This is a genomic window from Arthrobacter sp. GAS37 (genome assembly GCF_044908325.1).
Taxonomy (GTDB): Bacteria; Actinomycetota; Actinomycetes; order Actinomycetales; family Micrococcaceae; genus Arthrobacter; species Arthrobacter ramosus.
This window is the reverse complement of record NZ_JBIYDB010000013.1, coordinates 18,961-39,064: the sequence shown is the minus strand read 5'-3', so window position 1 is coordinate 39,064 and position 20,104 is coordinate 18,961. Positions and strand designations below refer to the sequence as shown.

At 64.3% G+C, this 20,104-nt stretch carries 16 protein-coding genes; 8 read left to right on the top strand and 8 right to left on the bottom strand.

Annotation, left to right across the window (positions count from 1 at the left end; genetic code table 11):
* The first annotated feature begins 2 nt into the window (after window positions 1–2).
* On the top strand, window positions 3–680 hold the full coding sequence (locus ABH924_RS12510; protein WP_344787020.1) for an SDR family oxidoreductase: 678 nt from the start codon (window positions 3–5) through the stop codon (window positions 678–680).
* 3 nt (window positions 681–683) lie between these two features.
* Here ABH924_RS12510 and ABH924_RS12505 read toward each other — a convergent pair whose 3' ends face one another.
* Window positions 684–2,858, bottom strand: a complete 2,175-nt coding sequence (locus tag ABH924_RS12505) for a transglycosylase domain-containing protein (protein WP_234753391.1) — start codon at window positions 2,856–2,858, stop codon at window positions 684–686.
* Window positions 2,859–3,063: 205 nt separating this feature from the next.
* Here ABH924_RS12505 and ABH924_RS12500 point away from each other — a divergent pair, with 205 nt between their 5' ends.
* From ABH924_RS12500 to ABH924_RS12485, 4 genes are all read left to right on the top strand, one after another.
* The gene (locus tag ABH924_RS12500) at window positions 3,064–3,336 is read left to right on the top strand and encodes a hypothetical protein (protein ID WP_234753392.1); all 273 of its coding nucleotides are present in this window, start codon (window positions 3,064–3,066) and stop codon (window positions 3,334–3,336) included.
* Window positions 3,337–3,398: 62 nt separating this feature from the next.
* Window positions 3,399–4,331, top strand: coding sequence for a threonine/serine dehydratase (locus tag ABH924_RS12495; RefSeq protein WP_234753393.1), 933 nt, complete (start codon window positions 3,399–3,401; stop codon window positions 4,329–4,331).
* Window positions 4,332–4,428: 97 nt separating this feature from the next.
* Window positions 4,429–5,013 (top strand): adenylate kinase, encoded by a 585-nt coding sequence (locus ABH924_RS12490; RefSeq protein WP_234753394.1) that lies wholly within the window; start codon window positions 4,429–4,431, stop codon window positions 5,011–5,013.
* 41 nt (window positions 5,014–5,054) lie between these two features.
* Complete coding sequence (locus ABH924_RS12485; RefSeq protein ID WP_404499333.1) at window positions 5,055–6,917, top strand: glycoside hydrolase family 15 protein; 1,863 nt, start codon at window positions 5,055–5,057, stop codon at window positions 6,915–6,917.
* On the opposite strand, the gene ABH924_RS12480 is transcribed toward ABH924_RS12485, so the two are convergent.
* On the bottom strand, window positions 6,897–9,506 hold the full coding sequence (locus tag ABH924_RS12480; RefSeq protein ID WP_404499218.1) for a bifunctional lysylphosphatidylglycerol flippase/synthetase MprF: 2,610 nt from the start codon (window positions 9,504–9,506) through the stop codon (window positions 6,897–6,899). The two genes, ABH924_RS12485 and ABH924_RS12480, sit on opposite strands and share 21 nt — an antisense overlap.
* Before the next feature lie 430 nt (window positions 9,507–9,936).
* Here ABH924_RS12480 and ABH924_RS12475 point away from each other — a divergent pair, with 430 nt between their 5' ends.
* The 3 genes from ABH924_RS12475 to ABH924_RS12465 all read left to right on the top strand — a co-directional run bounded on the left by ABH924_RS12475 (window position 9,937) and on the right by ABH924_RS12465 (window position 11,796).
* Window positions 9,937–10,584, top strand: coding sequence for an SGNH/GDSL hydrolase family protein (locus ABH924_RS12475; RefSeq protein ID WP_404499216.1), 648 nt, complete (start codon window positions 9,937–9,939; stop codon window positions 10,582–10,584).
* Entirely contained in the window at window positions 10,581–11,453 is an 873-nt protein-coding gene (locus tag ABH924_RS12470) for an NAD-dependent epimerase/dehydratase family protein (protein WP_404499214.1), read from the top strand. Before ABH924_RS12475 ends, ABH924_RS12470 begins: the two co-directional genes overlap by 4 nt.
* Before the next feature lie 97 nt (window positions 11,454–11,550).
* The gene (locus tag ABH924_RS12465; RefSeq protein WP_234753401.1) at window positions 11,551–11,796 is read left to right on the top strand and encodes a hypothetical protein; all 246 of its coding nucleotides are present in this window, start codon (window positions 11,551–11,553) and stop codon (window positions 11,794–11,796) included.
* A 39-nt stretch (window positions 11,797–11,835) separates the two neighbouring features.
* On the opposite strand, the gene ABH924_RS12460 is transcribed toward ABH924_RS12465, so the two are convergent.
* From ABH924_RS12460 to ABH924_RS12435, 6 genes are all read right to left on the bottom strand, one after another.
* Window positions 11,836–13,233 (bottom strand): AAA family ATPase, encoded by a 1,398-nt coding sequence (locus ABH924_RS12460; RefSeq protein WP_404499212.1) that lies wholly within the window; start codon window positions 13,231–13,233, stop codon window positions 11,836–11,838.
* A gap of 289 nt (window positions 13,234–13,522) precedes the next feature.
* Window positions 13,523–14,731 (bottom strand): serine hydrolase, encoded by a 1,209-nt coding sequence (locus ABH924_RS12455; RefSeq protein ID WP_234753405.1) that lies wholly within the window; start codon window positions 14,729–14,731, stop codon window positions 13,523–13,525.
* A 201-nt stretch (window positions 14,732–14,932) separates the two neighbouring features.
* Window positions 14,933–15,745: a bifunctional allantoicase/(S)-ureidoglycine aminohydrolase gene (locus ABH924_RS12450; protein WP_404499210.1), complete on the bottom strand. Its 813-nt coding sequence runs from the start codon at window positions 15,743–15,745 to the stop codon at window positions 14,933–14,935.
* A 10-nt stretch (window positions 15,746–15,755) separates the two neighbouring features.
* A complete protein-coding gene (locus tag ABH924_RS12445; protein WP_404499208.1) occupies window positions 15,756–17,024 on the bottom strand; it encodes a DUF6986 family protein in 1,269 nt (422 codons plus the stop codon).
* A 2-nt stretch (window positions 17,025–17,026) separates the two neighbouring features.
* Window positions 17,027–18,622, bottom strand: a complete 1,596-nt coding sequence (gene aceB / locus ABH924_RS12440) for a malate synthase A (RefSeq protein WP_404499206.1) — start codon at window positions 18,620–18,622, stop codon at window positions 17,027–17,029.
* A 14-nt stretch (window positions 18,623–18,636) separates the two neighbouring features.
* A complete protein-coding gene (locus ABH924_RS12435; RefSeq protein ID WP_404499204.1) occupies window positions 18,637–20,055 on the bottom strand; it encodes an NAD-dependent malic enzyme in 1,419 nt (472 codons plus the stop codon).
* Between the last annotated feature and the right edge of the window lie 49 nt (window positions 20,056–20,104).

Genomic DNA, 20,104 nt, shown 5'->3' with positions numbered 1-20,104 from the left:
TAGTGCGCATCATCGTGACGGGCGGCACCAGTGGGATCGGTGCCGCCCTCGTGCGGGAATCACTCCGCGCCGGCCACTCCGTTTTCACCACCGGGCGCGACGCCGTGCGGCTCGCAGCGTTCCTTGAGTCTTGTTCCGGGCTGGGGCACGTGGGCGGACTGGTGGCGGACGCGGGGGACTGGGAACGGACCCGTGGAGCCGTCGCCGCTGCAGTGGACTTCCTCGGGGGAATCGACGTCGCTGTAGCCAACGCAGGTTTCTCAGCCCCCGGAGATCTTGCCGACGGTGACCCGGAACGCTGGCGGGACATGGTGCTGACCAATGTCTATGGCCCCGCGATATTGGCCAAGGCCGCCCTGCCGGAGCTCAGGGCCAACCGGGGGCACATGGTACTCATGGGCAGCACGGCAGGGCGCAAGGTGTACCCCGGAAACCTCTACACGGCCACCAAATGGGCAGTGACCGGCTACGCCGAATCACTCCGTCAGCAGCTCGTGGGTACAGGCGTCCGGGTGCTGCACATCGCCCCCGGGCATGTGGACACTCCCTTGTGGAAGAACGCCCCCGACGCCGCCATCGCCCCGGAGTCCGTGGCAAAAACCATGCTCTGGGCACTCGCCCAGCCACCCGGCGTCGACGTCTCTGAAGTGATGATCCGTGCTACTGGACAGGAATTCTGAAACTCAGTGGGAAGGAGTCGGCGTAGGTGTCCCCGCCATGGACGCGGGCGGCGCAGGGAAGCCTGCCGCCGGGTACAGCCCGGCGACTTGCGTCATGTAGTTGGCCCACTGGGGGCCAGCCAGCATGTAGCCGTCGATGGCGGTGTAGAACTTGCCGTTGATGGTCACGTTCTGTCCGACCCGGCTCTGCCCTGCCATGGTGTCGCCGAAGAAGGACGCCGTGGCGAGCCCGGTGGTGAATCCGACCACCCAGGTGGAGCCGTTGCTATTGTTCGTTCCCGTTTTTGCCGCGGTAGGGAACAGGTCCTGGACTTTCGGTTGAATGTAGATGCCGGACCCCCGTTTCAGGACGTCCTGGAGCACGGAGTCGACGCCGCGGGCAACCTCGGGCTTGATGGCCGGGTGGCATGAACTGGCTTGGGCGGGCAGCTTCCCGCCGGATGGATCCGTGATGCCCACAATGGCGATCGGCGCGCAGTATGTGCCGTCGTTGGCGAAAGTGGCAAAGGCGTCGGCCATGACGAGCGGCGATACTTCAGTGCCGCCGAGCAGGTTGCCCAGTTGGTGCATGTTCACGGGGGCGTTGTCCACGCCGCTGTGGAGACCTACCGCATCGACCACTTTCTGGATGCCGCAGAAGTCCAGTTGGGCTGCCTCGGCAAAGGTTGCGGTGTTGATGGAGTTGTAGAGCCCGTAGTTGACGGGCATTGGGCGGTAGTATCCCTCGTCGTTGTTGCGGAGGTCGTCCGCTGTACCGAGGCCGGCTATCTTCTGGGCGGTGCTGTAACCGCCAAGCACCTTCCCGCAGCTGTCTTTCCAGGGGAATCCGAGTGGATAGGTGCGCCGCGACGCGTCCACCTCTGTGGTCATGGATTTGCCCTCGTTGAGCCACTCGGTGAAAGTGAACGGCTTCATGGCGGAGCCTGGCTGGAACCCTCCGGCTCCGTTCAGGTCATTACCGTTGGCGTCTTTTGAATCGACGTTGAAGTTCAGCTGGGTATCGAATTTTCCGGGTTCAGGAAGAAAGACGGTGTTCTGCGCCATCGCCAGGATCTTGCCCGTGCCGGGCTGTACCGAGACCAAGGAGGCGCCCCATTTGTCGGGGTTGGCCCCTGCTGTGGCATCGACCTGCTGCTGTGCCACCACTTGCAAGCGGCTGTCCAAGGTGGTGGTGATCGTCAAGCCACCGCGGTACAGAAGCTGTTCCCGGTCCGTGACGCTGGCACCGTAGGCCGGATCATTGAGGATGAGGTGGGAGATGTAGTCGCAGAAATACACGGCCATGTCTGCTGCGGCGCAGCCTTGCTTCCCGGGGGTGATGTTGAGCTTGATGGGGGTGGCGACGGCGGCCGCATACGCTGCCTGCTGGATCTTGTGCTGGGCGAGCATGTCGGACAGCACAAGGTTGCGGCGTTGGATGGAGTTGTCCGGATGGACGGAGGGGTCGAAGTAGCTGGGACTGTTGACCAGGCCGGCGAGCAGTGCGGCCTGTGGAAGGCTGAGGTCCTTGGCTGAGACGCTGAAGAAGTGCTGCGCTGCCGCTTCGATCCCGTACGCGTCCCTGTTGAAGAACACAATATTGAGGTAGCCCTCCAGGATCTGGTCCTTCGTGAATTTCTTCTCGAGTTCGACGGCGAGCTTCATTTCGCGCAGCTTGTCGCCGATGGTCTTCTGACCGCTGAGCACCACCTGACCGGTCTGGCCTGCCGCCAAACGGGACTCGTTCAGTACGTTTGTCACGTACTGCTGGGTCAGGGTCGACGCGCCCTCGTTGGTGCCCTTCGTGAAGTTGGACGCTAATGCCCGGAGAATCCCCTGTGGGTCGATGCCGCCGTGCTCGTAGAAGCGGCTGTCCTCGACGGCGACAATCGCGTCCTTGATGTAGGGGGACATTTGGTCGAGGCTGACCCTCACCCGGTTCTCCGCATAGAAGGTGGCGATCGTCTTTCCGTCTGCGCTGAGCACTTTGGTGGACTGCGACGGCGCGGCGACCACCAGATCGCCCGGAAGGTTGTCAAAGTACTTGATCGAACCGCTGACGGCCATGCCCGCCGAAGCCACACCGGGGACTACCAGCCCGGCGGCCAGCACGCCACAAATGGCGCTCACGACGAAGAATCCGAAGACCCTCCAGAGGGCCGCGGCCAAACCGCGTTTTCGACCGTTCTTCGACGCCATTTTTCCAGCTATCAACCGTGCGTGTTTACAGACTACGCCGCCATTCCACCCGTCACATAGGCCCCGAAATCCGTGGCGACACGGCCCCCGCGGTTATGTTCGTCACTTCGCCCGCGCGCTGACCGTGTCCGGCGTTTTTCCGGATGCATACTGAAGTTATTCGGGTGCGGAGATGGAAGGCAGGTGGCAGCCGGTGGAGACACTGATGGCTGTAGTGAGGAGCGAGTATTTTCCGGCGGGAGCAGTGCTCTTGGGCGTGGTTTTGTTCTGGACAATCGGCTTGCTCGGCGGGTTGTCCTGGTTGAGCGGAGCGCAGCAGCCCTTGGCCATCCTGACGTGGATGATCTTCATCTACGGCGTCGTCGTGCTCTCTCCCCTCGCCGGAATCTGGGCCGCAGTGGACCTTGCCCGCCGTTGGTTGCGGAACCGCCAGGCACGCCGGCAGCAGCTCGGAACGGCCGACGTCGAGTCCCTCTAGGTACGCGGTAGCCTGAGGCTAGAGCCTGCCCAAGATCGGACCGCACGGAACGAGGACTTCCCATGATCACACGCGTCGACGTCGATGAAGCTGCCGCCCGGATTGCGGGAAGGATCCGCCGCACACCCGTATTCGAAGCCGATGCCGGAACGGTGCCCGGGCAATTGTGGTTCAAATGCGAGTTCATGCAGCACACGGGGACGTTCAAGGCGAGGGGTGCTTTCAACCGCGTTCTGGCCGCGCGGGAGCGCGGCGAGCTGAAGGACGATGTTGGAATCGTCGTTGCTTCGGGAGGCAATGCGGGGTTGGCGAATGCCTATGCCGCGGCGCAGCTCCGTGTGCCCGCAACCGTCTTTGTCCCCGAGACCGCACCTGCCGTGAAGGTCAAGAAGCTCAAGGCCAGCGGAGCCACGGTGGTCCAGCGCGGAACCGAGTACGCCGAAGCGTTTGAGGCCGCCCTTGACTACGCCGCGGAAACCGGCGCAGTCTACTGCCACGCTTACGACCAAGCCGAAATCGCCGCTGGCGCGGGCACTGTCGGCTCGGAGCTCCTGGAACAGCTAGGGGAGGTAGACACCGTTGTGGTAGCCGTTGGAGGCGGCGGGCTCATGGCGGGAATCGCGGCCGCCGTCGAAGGTCACGCCAGGGTCGTCGGCGTCGAGCCGGACAACGCTCCCACTCTCTATTCGGCCCTCGCTGCAGGGGCACCCGTTGACGTTGCCGTCTCCGGGATCGCTGCAGATTCCCTGGGCGCCCGGCAGATCGGCCGGATCGGTTTCGAGGTGGCTGTCCGCACGGGTGTCCGGACGGTCCTGGTGTCCGACGACGACATCGCCGCGGCGCGCTCCCTGCTCTGGGAGCAGTACCGGATTGTCGTGGAACATGGCGCAGCCGCCGCTTTCGCGGCCGTGAACTCCGGAGCGTATGTTCCGGCAGAAGGTGAACGCGTGGCCGTGGTCCTCTGCGGCGCCAATACCGACCCCGCCACGGTCTGAAGCGGCGGGTCGTGGCCCTGCCGCGAGCGCCCCACAGTTGCTAAGCTCTAGCCACAATGCCGGGGCACGCAAAACCGCTTCACGAACGGACAGTGGCATGACGCGATTGATCATCATGGGCCCTCCTGGCTCGGGCAAGGGCACCCAGGCTGAGCACATCGCCGGGCATTTCGGCATACCCGCCATTTCCACCGGAGACATCTTCCGCGCGCACGTCGGCGGCAAGACGGAACTCGGAGCCGAAGCCAGCAAGTACATGGACAGCGGCGAGTTCGTGCCGGATCACGTCACCAATGCCATGATCCGTCAGCGGCTTGGCAGCGCCGACGTCCTGGCAGGATTCCTCCTGGACGGATATCCCCGCACGACGGCGCAGATCGAGGCATTGGACGGCATTCTGGCCGGCAACCAGCAGCAACTGGATGCCGTCGTCGAACTAGCGGTCGACGACGACGAGCTCGTCGCGCGGATGCTCCGCAGGGCGCAGGAGCAGGGCCGGAGCGATGACACAGCACCGGTGATCCGACGTCGCCTGGAACTTTACCGCAAGGAAACACAGGCCGTGGTTGAGCGATACTCCGAGCGCGGAATCGTGCTCGCCGTGGATGGTTCGGGCCAGCGGGAAGAGATCACGGCCAAGGCAATAGCCGCCATTGAATCAGCACTAGGAAAGGGACTGTGAACGGTCAACCGTCTACCGGCCAAAGAATCGAAGACTATGCAATGATCGGGGACCTGCACACCGCAGCCCTGGTCAGCACGGCGGGCTCCATAGACTGGCTGTGCCTCCCGCGTTTCGATTCGCCAGCGTGCTTCGCCGCGCTCCTGGATTCCCCTCAAGCCGGGCGCTGGCTCTTGGCACCTGAAACCGGGGGAATTTGCACGCGCCGCCAGTACCGAGACGGAACCCTCATCCTGGAAACGGACTGGGAAACCGATGAAGGGCACGTCCGGGTCATCGACTTCATGCCGCCGCGCGACGCCGTCGCGGACATCGTTCGCGTGGTGGAAGGGATCCGCGGGACGGTCAAGATGCGCGGGGAACTGATCCTGAGGTTCGACTATGGACACGTGGTGCCCTGGGTTCGCCGTGACAGGCACGGCCTCCGCGCGGTTGCCGGTCCGGACTCCGTCTACCTCAAGACCCCGGCGTCGTTGGTAGGCAAGGACTTCACCACCGTCAGCGAGTTCACGGTGAACGCCGGTGACCACGTCCCCTTCGTCCTGACCTGGGCGCCCAGCCACGAACGGCGGCCACGCACCGTCGAGGCAGATATCGCGCTCGAGGACACCGCAGGATTCTGGACGGATTGGTCCAAGCGTTGCACCGTCCGGGGGCCGTACCGGAAAGCCGTTCAGCGCTCCTTGATCACGCTGAAGGCCCTCACCTATGCGCCTACCGGGGGCATTGTTGCCGCCGCCACCACCTCGCTCCCCGAACAGATCGGCGGACCGCGGAACTGGGACTACCGCTATTGCTGGCTGCGTGATGCCACATTGACCCTTCAGGCCTTCCTGGCCGCGGGCTATACCGAAGAGGCCAGCGCGTGGCGGGATTGGCTACTCCGCGCAGTGGCCGGCGACCCGGCAGACCTCCAGATCATGTACAGCTTGCACGGTCGCCGGCGATTGCCCGAGACGGAGCTGACGTGGCTTGCGGGATACCAGGGTTCGAAGCCGGTCCGAATCGGGAATGCGGCAGCGGAGCAGCTTCAGCTCGACGTGTGGGGAGAGGTCCTGGACTGCCTGTCCCTGACCCGGGCATCACTGATGACCATCGGCGATGAGTCCTGGGCTATCCAGATCGCCTTGATGCGCCACCTTGAGAGCACCTGGGACAAGCCCGACAACGGACTTTGGGAGGTACGCGGCCCGCGGCGCCACTTCGTGCACTCGAAAGTGATGGCCTGGGTTGCGGCTGACCGGATGGTCCGGGGAATCCGTGAATCCGGGATGCCCGGTCCGCTGGATCGCTGGGAGGCTTTGCGGGACACCATCCATGACGAAGTCATGACCCACGGATTCGACGCGGACCGCAATACCTTCGTCCAGTCCTATGGGAGCAAGGAGTTGGACGCGAGCCTTCTCCTCATCCCCAAAGTGGGGTTCCTGCCGCACGACGATCCGCGCGTGATCGGCACCATTGACGCCATCCAGCGTGAGCTGACGGAAGACGGCTTTGTGCTGCGCTACCGTCCGCAGGACAGCGACGACGGACTGCCGGGTGGGGAGGGCGTCTTCCTCGCGTGTTCCTTCTGGATGGTGGACGCGCTCTTGGGGGCGGGGCGCCGTGCGGAGGCGACAGCCCTCTTCGAGAGGCTCCTGGCCCTTCGCAACGACGTGGGCCTGCTGAGCGAAGAATGGGACGCACATACGGGCCGCCAACTTGGCAATACGCCCCAGGCCTTCAGCCATTTCGGCTTGGTGCTCAGTGCTTTGCAACTTCACCACGGCAAAGCGCATCACAGCAATGTCCCGATCGGCGGGGTCCCGGCGTCGGGCTCCTTGCCGGCCTCGCCGTCGGGCTCGCCGTCGGGCTCCCCGTCAGGGGCGTCCTCGACGGCTTCAGGGACGGCCCTGACCTGACGTTGCGGAGCGCTTGGGCCAGCGGAAGATCCGGCCTGCCAAAGCCAGCCCCGCTCCGAGGTTGAGCATCGGCAGGTAGGCCCGCGCAACTGCGGTTCCAACGGCAGGCAGGGAAGCGGCGTCGGGGTAGAGCATGTAGAGGGGCTCGTACCGGGGCTGGAATTTTGCTTTGAACGCCAAGAGGGACCTGAACCCGTACACCGGTTCCAAAGTCGCCCCCAACCAGTCGAGCAAGCGGTCGAGGCTGCCGGGAGGCCGGGATCGTGGCCTTGGGCGAGGCATCTCGGAAGGATCCTCTTCGACCCGTGCCAGGGGTGCTCCGGAAAGGCTCACGAATTCGCATCCTTCATCCTTGAGGCTGAGGGCCGCTGAAGCGATGAGGAATTCGATGCTGGCACGGAAGCCGCCGCTGCGGCGACGCATGAAATCGAGGGTCCAGCCAATGATGTGCCCGTTGCGGTATACGGGCAACCAAGACGTGACTGCGTGTACGGTGTGGCGCTTGTCGATTGCAAGCAGGCAGCGCACCTCGGGGTCGTCGAGTTCGTCAAGGCTGCCCAAGGTAAAGCCCATTTCGGGCATGTTCCTGTCTGCTACCCATTCTTCGGAGATTTCCTCGATCTGGACCTGGACCGAGAAAGGGGCCGAGGCGTAACTCGTCCATTCGTAGCGGATGCCCGCCTTCGCGGCATTGTTCAACGCCGTACGGATGTCCTGGAACTTTTTCCCTTTGAAAGAGACCGAATGCAATGGCAGGACTGTTTCCTGGGCTACTTGTGCAGAGCTCCATCCGGAGGAATCCGCGTGGTCGCGCAATTCCTGGGGTACGGAGTAGAAACACGGCGTCCAACCGTTGGCCCTGCAGTAGCGGGCAAATTCTTCGAAGACGGCGGTCGTCTCGGATTTAGGTCCCACCGGGCCGCCCAGTGTGAGCGCAACCCCCGTGCTGACGCGGTACGCAACGAAGGACTGCCCGGAAGCGGAGAACCAGTACATGTTTCCCGGCCAAGTGGTCATCCAGGACAGTGAGCTTCCCTCCCACGTCTTGATGACTTTCCGGGCACGCTCCGTACTGGCGTCGTGCCGGGTGTGGGCCTGATGGAGGAAGGTCCTGAAGATCAGGACACCCGCGACCGCCCAAAAGACGACCCCGACGCCTTCGTACACGAGAACGGCGGCCGTGCCCTGGGGGAAGATCGCCGGCGGCACATCCAGGACGAAGCCCAGCGGAAGGAAACGGTCAGGGACATCCGCCAGTAAGTCCGGCAGCCCCGGAACAGGGGAGAAATCCTGCGCGAGCAAGAGCCCGGCGCCGACATAGACGACACTCAGCACAGCCGCTATCGCAAGTACCCGGACCGCGAGGCGTCTGTAAGTCCCCTTCGGCGCCTCGACATGAAACAGCCGCCGGGTCGCGAGCAGAATGATGGTCAGCGCAAGGGGCAGAAGCAGCGGCAGGGCCAGGGTGAACGGCTGCGAGGAAGCCGATCCTTCGATTGCGACAATCCCCTCGCTCGCGCCGGTAGCCGAAGAAGTCGGCTGCAAGACTCCGGCCAGCGCAATTCCGGCCAGGACGGAAAGGCCCACCTGGATCAAAAGGGTCCCCACCCAGGCAAAGCGCCGTCCGCGGCGGAGGCCCTCCGCCAGCAACAGCAGAAGGAAGGACGGAAGTATGGCCATGAAGATCCCGCCGGCGCCGGCGCGCAACTGCAGCTGCGCGACGGCGCAGTCCTTCGCTTGCGCCGGGTCCGAGCAGAGGCCTTGGAGTGTTTGGGGATCTACGGGCTGGATGTTGGTAAACAGGAAACGCAGGATGGACAACGGTCCTACCGCATGCGGGATGAGGCCGGCTACTACCGGACCGATCGCCGATGCGGCAATGAGCAGCGAAAGCAGCACCCGGCCTTCGTGCCGGGAACTGACGGGGCGCGCAAACCGCGGCCGGCGGCCCATCAGCAGCGGCCCGAGAACCGTGCCCGCACCTGCGGCGCCGAGCCTGACCAGGTCTGCAAACCCTCCGCTGTACAGGGCCAGGAGGAGCAACAAGGCGAAGACGACAAGCCGGATCCGGCGCCTCCACAGGGTTGCCATGGAAGCAGTTCCCGCCATGGCGGTACCGATGATGAACGCACTCGGACCCACGAAGAGGTGGCTGCCTATCTCCGCTGTCCAGCTACCGAGCAACCCTTGGGCCAAGGCAAGGAATCCAAAGGCAATGCCAACGCCCAGAATCTGGCTGGAGACAGCTGCGATTGCGTACGCCCGCCGTCCCATTCGCCGTTCCAAGGGCACGCCAAGCAGCAGCACCAAAGCAGTTTCCAGCACATAGCCCGTCAGGTCCCTGGCCCAGACGGCGGAAGTTACAGCGGCCCACCAGTGATCAGGTAGGGAGCGGGGCGTAAGTGCGAAATTGAGCCGCAATTGCGCATCCGGTCCCGTGGCGAGACTGGAGGTCAGCGCTCCCAATCCCCAGAAGACGATGACAAAACCCAACGTGAGCTGCGCTGAGCGCAGTCTTCCCGTCCATGATCGCCGCGAACGGACATCGGGGACAGAGTGGGTTTCCGGCTCGGGCGCCGGTGCGTGCACGGGGTTCCTATCTGTGCGTCGGAAGGATGGGGGTGCGAAATGAAATTCTTCCACACCGGCCGTCCGACGAGGATAATTCCCACGTCGCCGTGACCTTCCCCGTCCCGATCCAATAGACTCCGACGTAGGCAGGCTGCCGGCTCGTTCCGTCACCGGTCCGTGAGCAATGCAAAGTTGCTTAAACAACGCTTAAACGAACAGAAAGCAAGCCCGGGACAGGTCGATGCACAAATCTCGCATACTCCGCTTTGCTGCATCCGTGATCGCCGCCGGAGTGCTCTTGGCAGGCTGTTCACAGGCGCCCGCTGAACCGAGCGACTCATCCAGCGGCAGGCAGACAGCGGCACCCGCTGCGCCCTCAGGGAGTCCAGCGGCAGCGGGCCAAGGTCCCAAGAAACCTGATTCCGGGCCGGATCCGTCAAAGCTTCCCGTGGGGTCCCTGTTCAAGAACCCAAGCAACAACCGGAACGAAATCATCCTCGCGGACGTCCGGCACACGGCCGTCCTCATTGGGGACTCCCAGTCTGAGCCCATGGGCTCATGGCCGCGGGAGGCTTTGGGCTCGCTTGGTTACAAGGTGTACTCCGTGGCCCGGGGCGGTACGGGATACGTGGCCGCGACGAGCAAGAGCGGCAACTACATCGATGCGCTGCAACGAGGAGATTGGGTCCTGCCTTATGGGACGCCGCCGCTGATCGTTGTCGAAGGTGGAGGCAACGATGCCTCCCACAACGCCAGCGACGAGCAGATCACGGCCAACGCCAACAGGCTCCTCGCCGCCCTCAAAAAGAGGTACCCACAGGCGAAGATCGTGATTATCGGAACTCTTGCCAGGGGTGCCAACGCGGGCGGGGGGCGTCGCACCCAGGTTGACGCGCTGCTGGGCAGTATTGCAGCCAAGGCCGGGGCTCCTTTCTTCAGCGTCGGGGACTGGATCAGCAAATATCAGGTCGCCGGGGACTTGGTGGACGGCGTTCACCTGAATGCTGCCGGGCACGCCAAGCTCAGCGGTGTGCTGGCGGCGGACATGGCCGCAGCGGGCCTTCGCCTGCAGCCGGACCCGAGGAGTGCATCATGAGAATTGCGGTAACCGGAGGAAGCGGGAAACTGGGCAAGAGCGTTGTCCGCAAGCTGAGGGCCGATGGCCACGAGGTCATGAACCTGGATCGCGCCGGCCTGAAGGGGCGCGGAACGGTCACGGTAGATCTCCGCAACTACGGCCAGATTGTGGACGTGATCCTTGGCCTGGACGATCGTCACCACGGATTCGACGCGATCGTCCACCTCGGAGCGATCCCGGCCCCAGGACTGGTCCCGGATGCCGCAACGTTTGAAAACAACATGCTGTCTACCTACAACGTCTTCCAAGCCGCCAGGAGGGCAGGGATCAAGAAGATCGTGTACGCCTCCAGCGAGACAGTGCTGGGGCTGCCGTTCGACGTCGATCCTCCCTACATTCCTGTGGACGAGGAATATCCGGCGCGGCCCGAAAGCACCTATTCCCTGGTGAAGCATCTCGAAGAACAGATGGCCATCGAACTCACGCGCTGGGATCCCCTGCTGAGCATTGTGGCGTTGAGGTTCTCCAACGTGATGGACCCCGAGGATTACGAAGCGTTCCCCTCCTTTGACGCCGACGCGAAACTCCGTAAATGGAACCTCTGGGCGTACATCGACGGGCGCGATGGCGCGCAAGCAGTGGCTCGCGCCTTGGAGAACGGCAAACCGGGGTTCGAAGCGTTCATCATCGCTGCCGCTGACTCCGTGATGAGTCGCTCAAGCGCCAGTCTGGCCGCCGAAGTCTTCCCGGAGGTCAACGTGACCAAGGACCTGGGAGAACATGAAACCTTGCTGTCCATCGACAAGGCCAAGCGCCTCCTCGGCTTCTCCCCCGAGCACAGCTGGCGGGACTACCACTCGAACCGCACCACACCCACCGAAGACTGAGGAACCCGACGGCGGAAGGTGCCCGCCGCCGTCGGCTCTAGTGTCCGGAGCAGACCGGGGTCTGGCAGAACTTCGCGCGCCGGAGAACAATTGATTTATGGTCAGCTATTCAGCCCTTGAAGAAGCGTCCAGCAAGAATCCGCATGACTGGGGCCGGGCGATGGCAACGGCGATGACGAAGCTCCTGGATGCGGCTCGCATTGACGGACGGCATTTTGAACACGAGTTCCTTTATGGCGAGGAACTGCGCATGAGGATCGACGAGAACAACGGCGGAGCCACGGTCAAGCTCACGTGGACGCCCGCGGACCAAGAGTCCGAACAAAACGCAACCGCGGAGTGAGTGGGTCCTTGGCGCGCTGAGCTTGAGCCGGAGCGGAGGCTACTCCTTTGCGATGGGCTCGCGGCCGTTGCCTCCGAGCAGGCTACGGGTCAGGGCCTCGCCGTCGGCCATGAGCAGTCCCACCGCGGGGCCCAGGTGCGAGTCGCCGGGAGTCTCGCCCGCCAGCGCTGCCGCGACCACCGAGCGTCGGATCAGCTCCTTCGCGAACGACGCCGTAGTGCCGGCCGTCCGGTCTGCGGCGGCTTCGATCGCCGAGGGGGAGAACGCGAGTCCGTTGGAATACAGCCGCAGAAGTTCCACCCGCTCGTGCTTGGACGGAAGTGGGATTTCCACCGCGAGGTCCACGCGTCCTGGCCGCTGGGCGAGCGCCCGCTCCAAAAGGTCCAGGCGGTTGGTCGTCAGCACGAACGCGACGTCGGCGTCGTCGTCGAGCCCGTCCATCGCATCGAGCACCTCGAAGAGCAGCGGTTTGGGGCCGTGGCCGAAGCTGCGGTCTTCGGCGATCAGATCGCAATCCTCCAGCACCACGATGGACGGCGCCAAAGCCCGGGCGATCTTGGCCGCTTCGGAAATTCTGGCGAGCGAACCGCCGGAGAGGAGCACCGCCGTCGTACCCTCGCTTTGGCTCAGCAGGTACCGGACCGTGTGTGTCTTGCCGGTCCCCGGCGGTCCGTAGAGAAGGAGGCCGCGCTTGAGATGCTGTCCGTGTGCCGCAAGGATGTCCGCTTGCCGCGCAATGCCCAGGGTGTGGCCCTCCACTTTGTTGAGGAGCCCAGCCGGAAGGACCACATCGCTGCTGGCGAGTTCCGGGCGCCTGATGAAGGTCACCCCACTGATGCTCGGCCCATAATCGCTGACTGCGAGGGCAATGATCTGGCCTTTGAAAACACTTTGGTGCTCCATGTCGCGCCGCACCTCGGCCAGGAGTTCGGAAGCGACCCCAGGGCGCATGGCCAGGACTTCAAGTGAGGCAATTTGCCGGCCGCGATCCAACTTGGCACCGCGCTGGAGGACCGCTACGGGTGATCCGGCGTAGCTAAAGAGCCAGAGCCCCAGTGCAACGGCCTGGCGCTGTTGCTCTGGGCCAGTGGCGAGGTTGGTGAAGTCCGGCTGGGCGAGGGGAAAACGGGGGTAGCTACGGGATTGCTGCAACATATCGCTGAAGGACATGTGGTGGCGCTGATCGCCGCCGCCGATTCCTACCAGCCGCCAGTCCGGGTCGCGGCCAGCCAGCCCTTCCATCACGATGTCCACATCCACCAAGCGATGCTGCGGGATCTCCTCCGTCACGACGGATAGTTCATGTGCGGGCACGCCGAGGTGCCCGGTCAACGCCTGTAGAAGCTGCTCGCCGTCGTCGGGATGATCCAATCCGGACTGGACCAGCCGAGTCAGTGTTCCGAAGTCTTCGATGAATTTCCCCAATTTTTCATCCATGGACAGACCCTAGCAGGAGGGGCATTGCATGGGCATGGGCAGGGGCGCCGGTGCCAAAGTAAACCATGGCTACGGAGGAAGACGTCCGCGTGATTTGCCGTGGATTGCCCGGCAAAAGCGAGCGGCCCAGCTGGGGCCAGCCGGCGTGGTTCGGTAAGACCCTGATGGCTCGGATCTGGGAAGACGGCGTCCTCACCGTGAAAACCGAGGAACGGGAAGCGCTGGCAGGAACCGATCCCGGCACGTACTTCTGGACGCCGCAGGCGAGCGACGGGCTGAGCGTTCCGACTCAGCAGAGCCCGTTCATGGTCGCGATGGCCACCTCCCGGAGTTGCTCGAACTCCGACTGGCCGCTGCCATCCGTCGATTCAATGTGTTTGTCAGTGTCGGATGGATAGGCGAAGCTCATGGCTATCTGGCGGCTCCCGTCGCTCGTGGACAACGCAATGCTCGCAAACCAGGTGCTGCCGCCGTAGCCGTAGTAGAAGCCGTTCGTGCATTCATCATTCCAACGCTGCAGCCCGAGTCCGTGGTTCTCCTGCCACAGGGTTTGCATGTCGCGGAGGGTGTTCGCCGTGAGTAGCCGGCCCTGCATGAGCGCTGCATAGAACGTGTTGATATCACCCACCGTGGAGATGACTCCCTCGGCGGGAGAACCGACCAGGTACTCCGGCTGCGAGGCATTGATGCGCTCGCCGTCGATGAATTCGTAGCTCTGGATCATGTCGCGCGCATCCCGGTCCGGCTCGGCTTCCAGCGAGGTATGGCTCATTCCGAGCGGCACAAAGATATCTGACTTCAGTACATCCCCGATCGGCCGGCCGCGGAGTTTTTGTACGATCGCGGCCAAGGCGAAGTAGTTGGCATCCGAGTAGCGGAACAGTTGGAAGTTGGCGTGCGCCCATGGCACGGTCCCGGCCGTCCGAAGATAGTCCTCGATGCTGAACCTTGTGTCGATGGCTTGTTTGGGCGGCATGGCCTTCAAGATGGCTTCCGGTGCGTCGGGCAGGCCGGAGCTGTGGTTCAACAGGGAGCGGACCGTCACGGGGCCGGGCGGGTGGACAAGCTGCTCGAATTCCGGGAAGTACTCCGTGACGGGGTCCTCAAGGCCCAGCTTTCCTTCCTGGACCAGCTTGAGGACTGAAACCGCCACCATCGACTGTGTGATGCCGCCGGCCTGGATCCGGTCGGTCACGGCTACCGGCTCGCCGGTCTCGACGTCTTGGCTTCCGTAGGCCTGGGACCATTCCCGTCCCCGGACTTTGATCTGGACGACGACGGCCGGCGCGCCCCGGTTGAGCATTTCATGCGCGAAGAAATCCGCAACCGGGGATTCGGGCAATGCCCCTTGCGAATCGGACGACGAGGTGCCCGCCGGGGGTTCACTTGTCAGAGGGTAGGTGCAAGCGCCGGACGCCAAGGTAAAAGCCAGGACGACGGCCACCCGGAATCCCGCCCGGGATACGCGGGAAGTCCGAGAGGCCCGCGCAGCCTCCATGGCTGCCTCCTGAAGCTACGCTGCAGGGCAAAGGCTGGGCGCCCTTGCCCCCCGTAGTTTCGATCGTCCTCTTCCGAAGCGAGGGGGTCAACGCTGAGAACGTGGGTGCGCCCCAAACCCAACTGACTCGCAGTAGTTGTCGTTATGAGCGCTCATAACGACATTAACTGCGAGTCAGTTGGGGTAGCCGGGAGGGAAACCCTAGGTCAGCTTGACCTGACGGTTGACGTCCTTGTACAGCAGGTAGCGGAACGGACCCGGGCCACCGGCGTAGCAGGCCTGCGGGCAGAAGGCGCGCAGCCACATGAAGTCGCCTGCCTCCACCTCGACCCAGTCATTGTTGAGCAGGTACATGCCCTTGCCCTCCAGGACGTACAGGCCGTGTTCCATGACGTGGGTCTCCGGGAACGGGATGACCCCGCCAGGCTGGAATGTCACGATGTTCACGTGCATGTCGTGGGCCAGGTCGTTGGGGTCGGCGAAGCGCGTGGTTGCCCAGACGCCGTTGACGTCCGGCATTTCGCCCGCTTCGACTTCGTTGTCGCTCGTGACAAAGGACTTGGCTTCGTAGCCCTCAAGGCGCTCGTAGGCCTTGCGGATCCAGTGGAAGGAGACGATCTCATCCGAGACGTTCTCCAAGCCCCAGTTGGAACCGGCAGCCAGGTAGGCGTAGCCTCCCTCTTCGAGCTGGTGCAGTTCGCCGTCAAGGGACAGGTTGACCTTGCCCTTGGTGACGAAGACGACGCCTTCGACGCCTGCCTCGAACTCGGCCTTGGGAGCGCCGCCACCCGGGCCGATCTCGACGATCAACTGGGAGAACGTGGTGGCGAATCCGGAGATCGGGCGGGCAATGATCCAGGAACGCGTGTTGGAGAAGCCAGGCAGGTTGCTGGTTACGATATCGGTCAGCACGCCCTTGGGGATGACCGTGTAGGCCTCCGTGACGATTGCGCGTTCCGTGGTGAGGTGGGTCTGCGGCGGCAGGCCGCCCTGGGGATAGTAGTACTTGCCCATCTTTGGATCCTTACTTGGAGGTGGTGTGTGCGAGCCGGGGATGCGCCAGTGCAGTCAGCCGGGGGAGTTCGACGCAGGCAAGCGCCAGCACTTCTTCGGAACCCACCGCTCCGCACTGGACGCCGCGCAGGACGAAGGCGGCGAGGGCACGGGCGGTTGCGGGCTCGTCCATGATGCCGCCTTCGGTGCGATCCACGTAGTTGCGGAGGCGGGCCGCGGCGGCAGGCAGGCCCTTGCGGTAGAAGGCATACGTTGCCGCGAAACGGCTCGGCAACTGGGCAGCGTGCAGGTCCCAGCCCTGATAGTAGCCGCGTTCAAGCGAGCGGCGGACCAAACGGCCGTGCAGCTTCCACGCGTTTTCCACGTTGTCGCCCACCGGGATGATGTTGGTGGAACCGTCGGAGAGCCGGATTCCGGTGCCCGCAACAGCCAACTGCATGACTTCCTTGGCGAAATCCGCCACCGGGTGCTCCATGGACTGGTACTCCGCGGAGATCTGCAGCGAAGCAGAGTAGTCGTAGGTGCCGTAGTGCAATGCGCTGATGCGGCCCGGAACTGCGTGCGGAAGCTGGGCCACGGGGGAGGTCCCCTCCGGGCCGAGGATCAGTTGCGGAGTCTCTACCTGGACTTCGAAACGGAGCCGGCCCGCCGGAAGGGAGTGGATCTCTTCCAGCCGGGAGACCGCGAAGTCCATTGCCTGCGCCTGGGCCACCGTGGTGACCTTCGGCAGGGTCAGGATAAGGCCCTCGGGCAGATCCCCGGCCGAGGCCAAAGTGGACACGAACAGGTCCAGGGTCTTCAGGCCACGTGCCCGGGTGGGGGCCTCGAAGCACTTGAACCGGATGCCGATGAACGGCGGGGCGGAACCCGCGGCAACGGCTTCGCTGACAGCCTGCGCCGCCGCGACCGCCGCGACGTCTTCTGCTTCATCGCCCCGGTCGCCGTAGCCGTCCTCGAAGTCGAGGCGCAAGTCCTCGATCGGTTCGCTGCGCAGCTTGGCAGCCACCCGGGTCGCGACGGCGGCAGCCAGTTCGGGCTCCTGGCCCAGCAACGTACCGAGCCTTTCGAGACCGCCGTGGGCCTCCGCCGTCGTAATCGCCTGGGCGCCCCATTCCGCGGAGAGCGACGGAGTGAAACGGTCCGCCGGGACGTACACCGTGTGCACGGGCTGGCGGGTGCCGTCGTCACCGGGATAGTTGCGCTCCAGCAGTTGGTCGGTGGCGGCCAGCTGGGTGTCGATGGCGGCGAGATCGGCCGCCGAGAAGGAAGAAGCGGCCATTCCTACACCAGCTCGTAGGCGGGAGTGGTGAGGAAGTCCGTGTAGTCCTCGGAGAGACAGATGTCAGCGATCAGACGGCTGGCCGGCTCGTAGAACTTCTCGAAGGACTCGGCGTCAACCTCGCTGCGCAGGCGGTCGGTCTCTTCGCCGAGGATCCGGGTGACCAGTTCGCGGGTGACCGTGTTGCCGGTGTCAGCCAGGACGGATTTGTTGCGGATCTGCTGCCACACCTGGGAACGGGAGATTTCCGCGGTGGCGGCGTCTTCCATGAGGTTGTGGATGGCGACGGCGCCGCTGCCGGAGAGCCACACGGCGGTGTACGCGACGGCGACGTAGAGGTTCAGGCGAAGCCCGGCCTCGGTCACGTGGCCACCGGCGGAGGAGATGTCCAGCAGCTGTTCGGCAGTCACGGAGACCTCCGGGCGCTGCTTGTCCAGCTGGTTCGGCTTGTCGCCCAGGACCGAGTCGAACACTTCGCGGCAGGTGGAGACGAGGTCCGGGTGGGCCACCCAGGAACCATCGAAACCGTCGTTGGCTTCGCGGGTCTTGTCAGCGCGGACCTTCTCGAAGGCCTGGGCCGTGACTTCGGGCTCGCGGCGGTTCGGGATGACGGCAGCCATGCCGCCCATCGCGAAGGCCCCGCGCTTGTGGCAGGTCTTGACCAGCAGTTCCGTGTAGGCGCGCATGAACGGGGCCGTCATGACCACGGACGCGCGGTCCGGCAGGATGAAGGACTCGCCGGCGTCGCGGAAGTACTTCACGATGCTGAACAGGTAGTCCCAGCGGCCGGCGTTCAGGCCGGACGCGTGGTCCCGCAGTTCGTAGAGGAACTCGTCCATTTCGAATGCGGCCGGGATGGTTTCGATCAGCATGGTGGCGCGGACGCTGCCTTGCGGGATGCCGAGGTAGTCCTGGGCGAAGACGAAGATGTCGTTCCACAGGCGGGCCTCAAGGTGGCTTTCCATCTTGGGCAGGTAGTAGTAGGGGCCGTGGCCATTGAGCAGGAGCTGCTTGGCCACGTGGAAGAAGTGCAGGCCGAAGTCGACCAGCGCGCCCACGGTGGGTTCGCCGTCGAGCAGCAAGTGCCGTTCGTCCATGTGCCAGCCGCGGGGGCGGGCGACGACGACGGCGAGTGGCGCGTCCGTGCGGAGCCGGTATTCCTTGCCCTCCGGGGAGGTGTAGCTCAAGGTGCCCTGGGCGGCGTCGCGGAGGTTGAGGATGGCGTCGATGACGTTCGCCCACGTCGGGGTGCTGGCGTCCTCGAGGTCGGCGAGCCATACCTTGGCTCCCGAGTTCAGGGCGTTGATGGCCATCTTGGCCGGGGAAGCCGGGCCGGTCATCTCGACCCGGCGGTCCTGCAAGGCTGGGGGCGCTTCGGCGATCTTCCAGTCGCCGTCGCGGATGTCCTGCGTTTCGGGCAGGAAATCGAGGCGGCCGGTGCGGGCCACTTCTTCACGCTTGGCGACGCGGGCCGCCAGGAGTTCGGTGCGGGTGCCCGCGAAACGGCGGTGCAGTTCCTCCACGAAGGCCAACGCCTTGGGAGTCAGGATCTCCTCGGCTCGTTCGATCGGCCGGGGGTCTGTGACTGTGAGAGCCATGGGATGGTCCTTTCCTAGAGAGCGTTAGCGGCCTTGGCAGATGCTGCGTTTGCTGCGTTTGCTGCGTTTGCAACGGCTGTGGCGACATCGGCGGCAACGTGGGGGTCGAAGACGCTGGGGATAATGTAGCTCGCATTCAGTTCATCATCTGCAACCCGGTTGGCGATAGCCTCCGCGGCGGCCACGAGCATTTCCGGGATGATGTCCGATGCTCCGGCGTCGAGCAGTCCGCGGAAAAAGCCCGGGAAAGCCAGCACGTTGTTGATCTGGTTGGGGAAGTCGCTCCGGCCGGTGGCGACGACGGCTGCGTGCCTGGACGCAATCACAGGGTCGATTTCCGGAGTGGGGTTGGCCATGGCGAACACGATCGCGTCCTCTGCCATAGAGGCGACCTGCTCTTCGCCGATCACGTGGGGAGCGCTGACGCCGATGAACACGTCCGCACCCTTGAGGGCTTCGTGCAGCGTGCCGGAGAAACCGGCCTCGTTGGTGTTCGAGGCGATCCAGGAACGGTGTTCGTCGTCGTACTTTTCGCCCGAGTGGATGGCGCCGGAACGGCCTGCGGCGACGATGTGCTGCGCGCCCTGGGCCTTGAGGAGCTGGATGATCGCCGAGCCGGCAGCGCCGACGCCGGAGACCACAATCTTGACCTCAGACAGCTTCTTGTCCACGACGCGCAATGCGTTGACGAGCGCCGCGAGCGTGACAATTGCGGTTCCGTGCTGGTCGTCGTGGAAGACGGGGATGTCCAGCTCGTCGCGGAGCCGCTTCTCGATTTCGAAGCAGCGCGGGGCTGCGATGTCTTCAAGGTTGATGCCGCCGTAGACCGGAGCCATGGCCTTGGCGATCATGATGATTTCTTCAGTGTCCTGGGTGTCCAGGCAGACCGGCCAGGCGTCGACGTTGGCGAACTGCTTGAACAGCGCGGCCTTGCCTTCCATGACAGGCAGGGCTGCGGCCGGGCCGATGTTGCCCAGGCCAAGGACGGCCGAACCGTCGGTGAGGACGGCGATGGTGTTGCGCTTGACGGTCAGGTTACGGGCAGCGGCCGGGTCCTCGGCGATGGCGAGGCAGACGCGTGCGACGCCGGGAGTGTAGGCGCGCGAAAGGTCGTCGCGGTTGCGCAGGGCCACCTTCGGGACGACCTCGAGCTTGCCTCCGAGGTGCATGAGGAAGGTGCGGTCCGAGACGTGCTGGACAGTGACGCCGTCGAGCGCATTGAGGGCGTCCTTGACGCGGTTGGCGTGGTCTTCGTCCGTGGTGTTGCAGGTGACGTCGACAACCAGGGTGTCCTGGTGCGACTCGGTCACATCCAGTGCGGTGACGGCCGCACCGACGGCGGCGACGGCTGCGGCCAGCTCGCTCGTGGCTGTGAAGCTCGATGGCGCGGCGACGCGCAGGGTGATCGAATTTCCGGGGCTCGGGTTCGCCATTGAATTTCCTCCTCGTACAGGCCCGTGGTGGGCCTCCGCTCAAACCGAA

Excerpts from the sequence above, each read along its gene's own strand:
- ABH924_RS12505 (WP_234753391.1), bottom strand. The coding sequence starts at position 2,858 with ATGGCGTCGAAGAACGGTCGAAAACGCGGTTTGGCCGCGGCCCTCTGG.
- ABH924_RS12500 (WP_234753392.1), top strand. The coding sequence starts at position 3,064 with ATGGCTGTAGTGAGGAGCGAGTATTTTCCGGCGGGAGCAGTGCTCTTG.
- ABH924_RS12495 (WP_234753393.1), top strand. The coding sequence starts at position 3,399 with ATGATCACACGCGTCGACGTCGATGAAGCTGCCGCCCGGATTGCGGGA.
- ABH924_RS12490 (WP_234753394.1), top strand. The coding sequence starts at position 4,429 with ATGACGCGATTGATCATCATGGGCCCTCCTGGCTCGGGCAAGGGCACC.
- ABH924_RS12485 (WP_404499333.1), top strand. The coding sequence starts at position 5,055 with ATGATCGGGGACCTGCACACCGCAGCCCTGGTCAGCACGGCGGGCTCC.
- ABH924_RS12470 (WP_404499214.1), top strand. The coding sequence starts at position 10,581 with ATGAGAATTGCGGTAACCGGAGGAAGCGGGAAACTGGGCAAGAGCGTT.
- ABH924_RS12465 (WP_234753401.1), top strand. The coding sequence starts at position 11,551 with ATGGTCAGCTATTCAGCCCTTGAAGAAGCGTCCAGCAAGAATCCGCAT.
- ABH924_RS12460 (WP_404499212.1), bottom strand. The coding sequence starts at position 13,233 with ATGGATGAAAAATTGGGGAAATTCATCGAAGACTTCGGAACACTGACT.
- ABH924_RS12455 (WP_234753405.1), bottom strand. The coding sequence starts at position 14,731 with ATGGAGGCTGCGCGGGCCTCTCGGACTTCCCGCGTATCCCGGGCGGGA.
- ABH924_RS12450 (WP_404499210.1), bottom strand. The coding sequence starts at position 15,745 with ATGGGCAAGTACTACTATCCCCAGGGCGGCCTGCCGCCGCAGACCCAC.
- ABH924_RS12445 (WP_404499208.1), bottom strand. The coding sequence starts at position 17,024 with ATGGCCGCTTCTTCCTTCTCGGCGGCCGATCTCGCCGCCATCGACACC.
- aceB (WP_404499206.1), bottom strand. The coding sequence starts at position 18,622 with ATGGCTCTCACAGTCACAGACCCCCGGCCGATCGAACGAGCCGAGGAG.
- ABH924_RS12435 (WP_404499204.1), bottom strand. The coding sequence starts at position 20,055 with ATGGCGAACCCGAGCCCCGGAAATTCGATCACCCTGCGCGTCGCCGCG.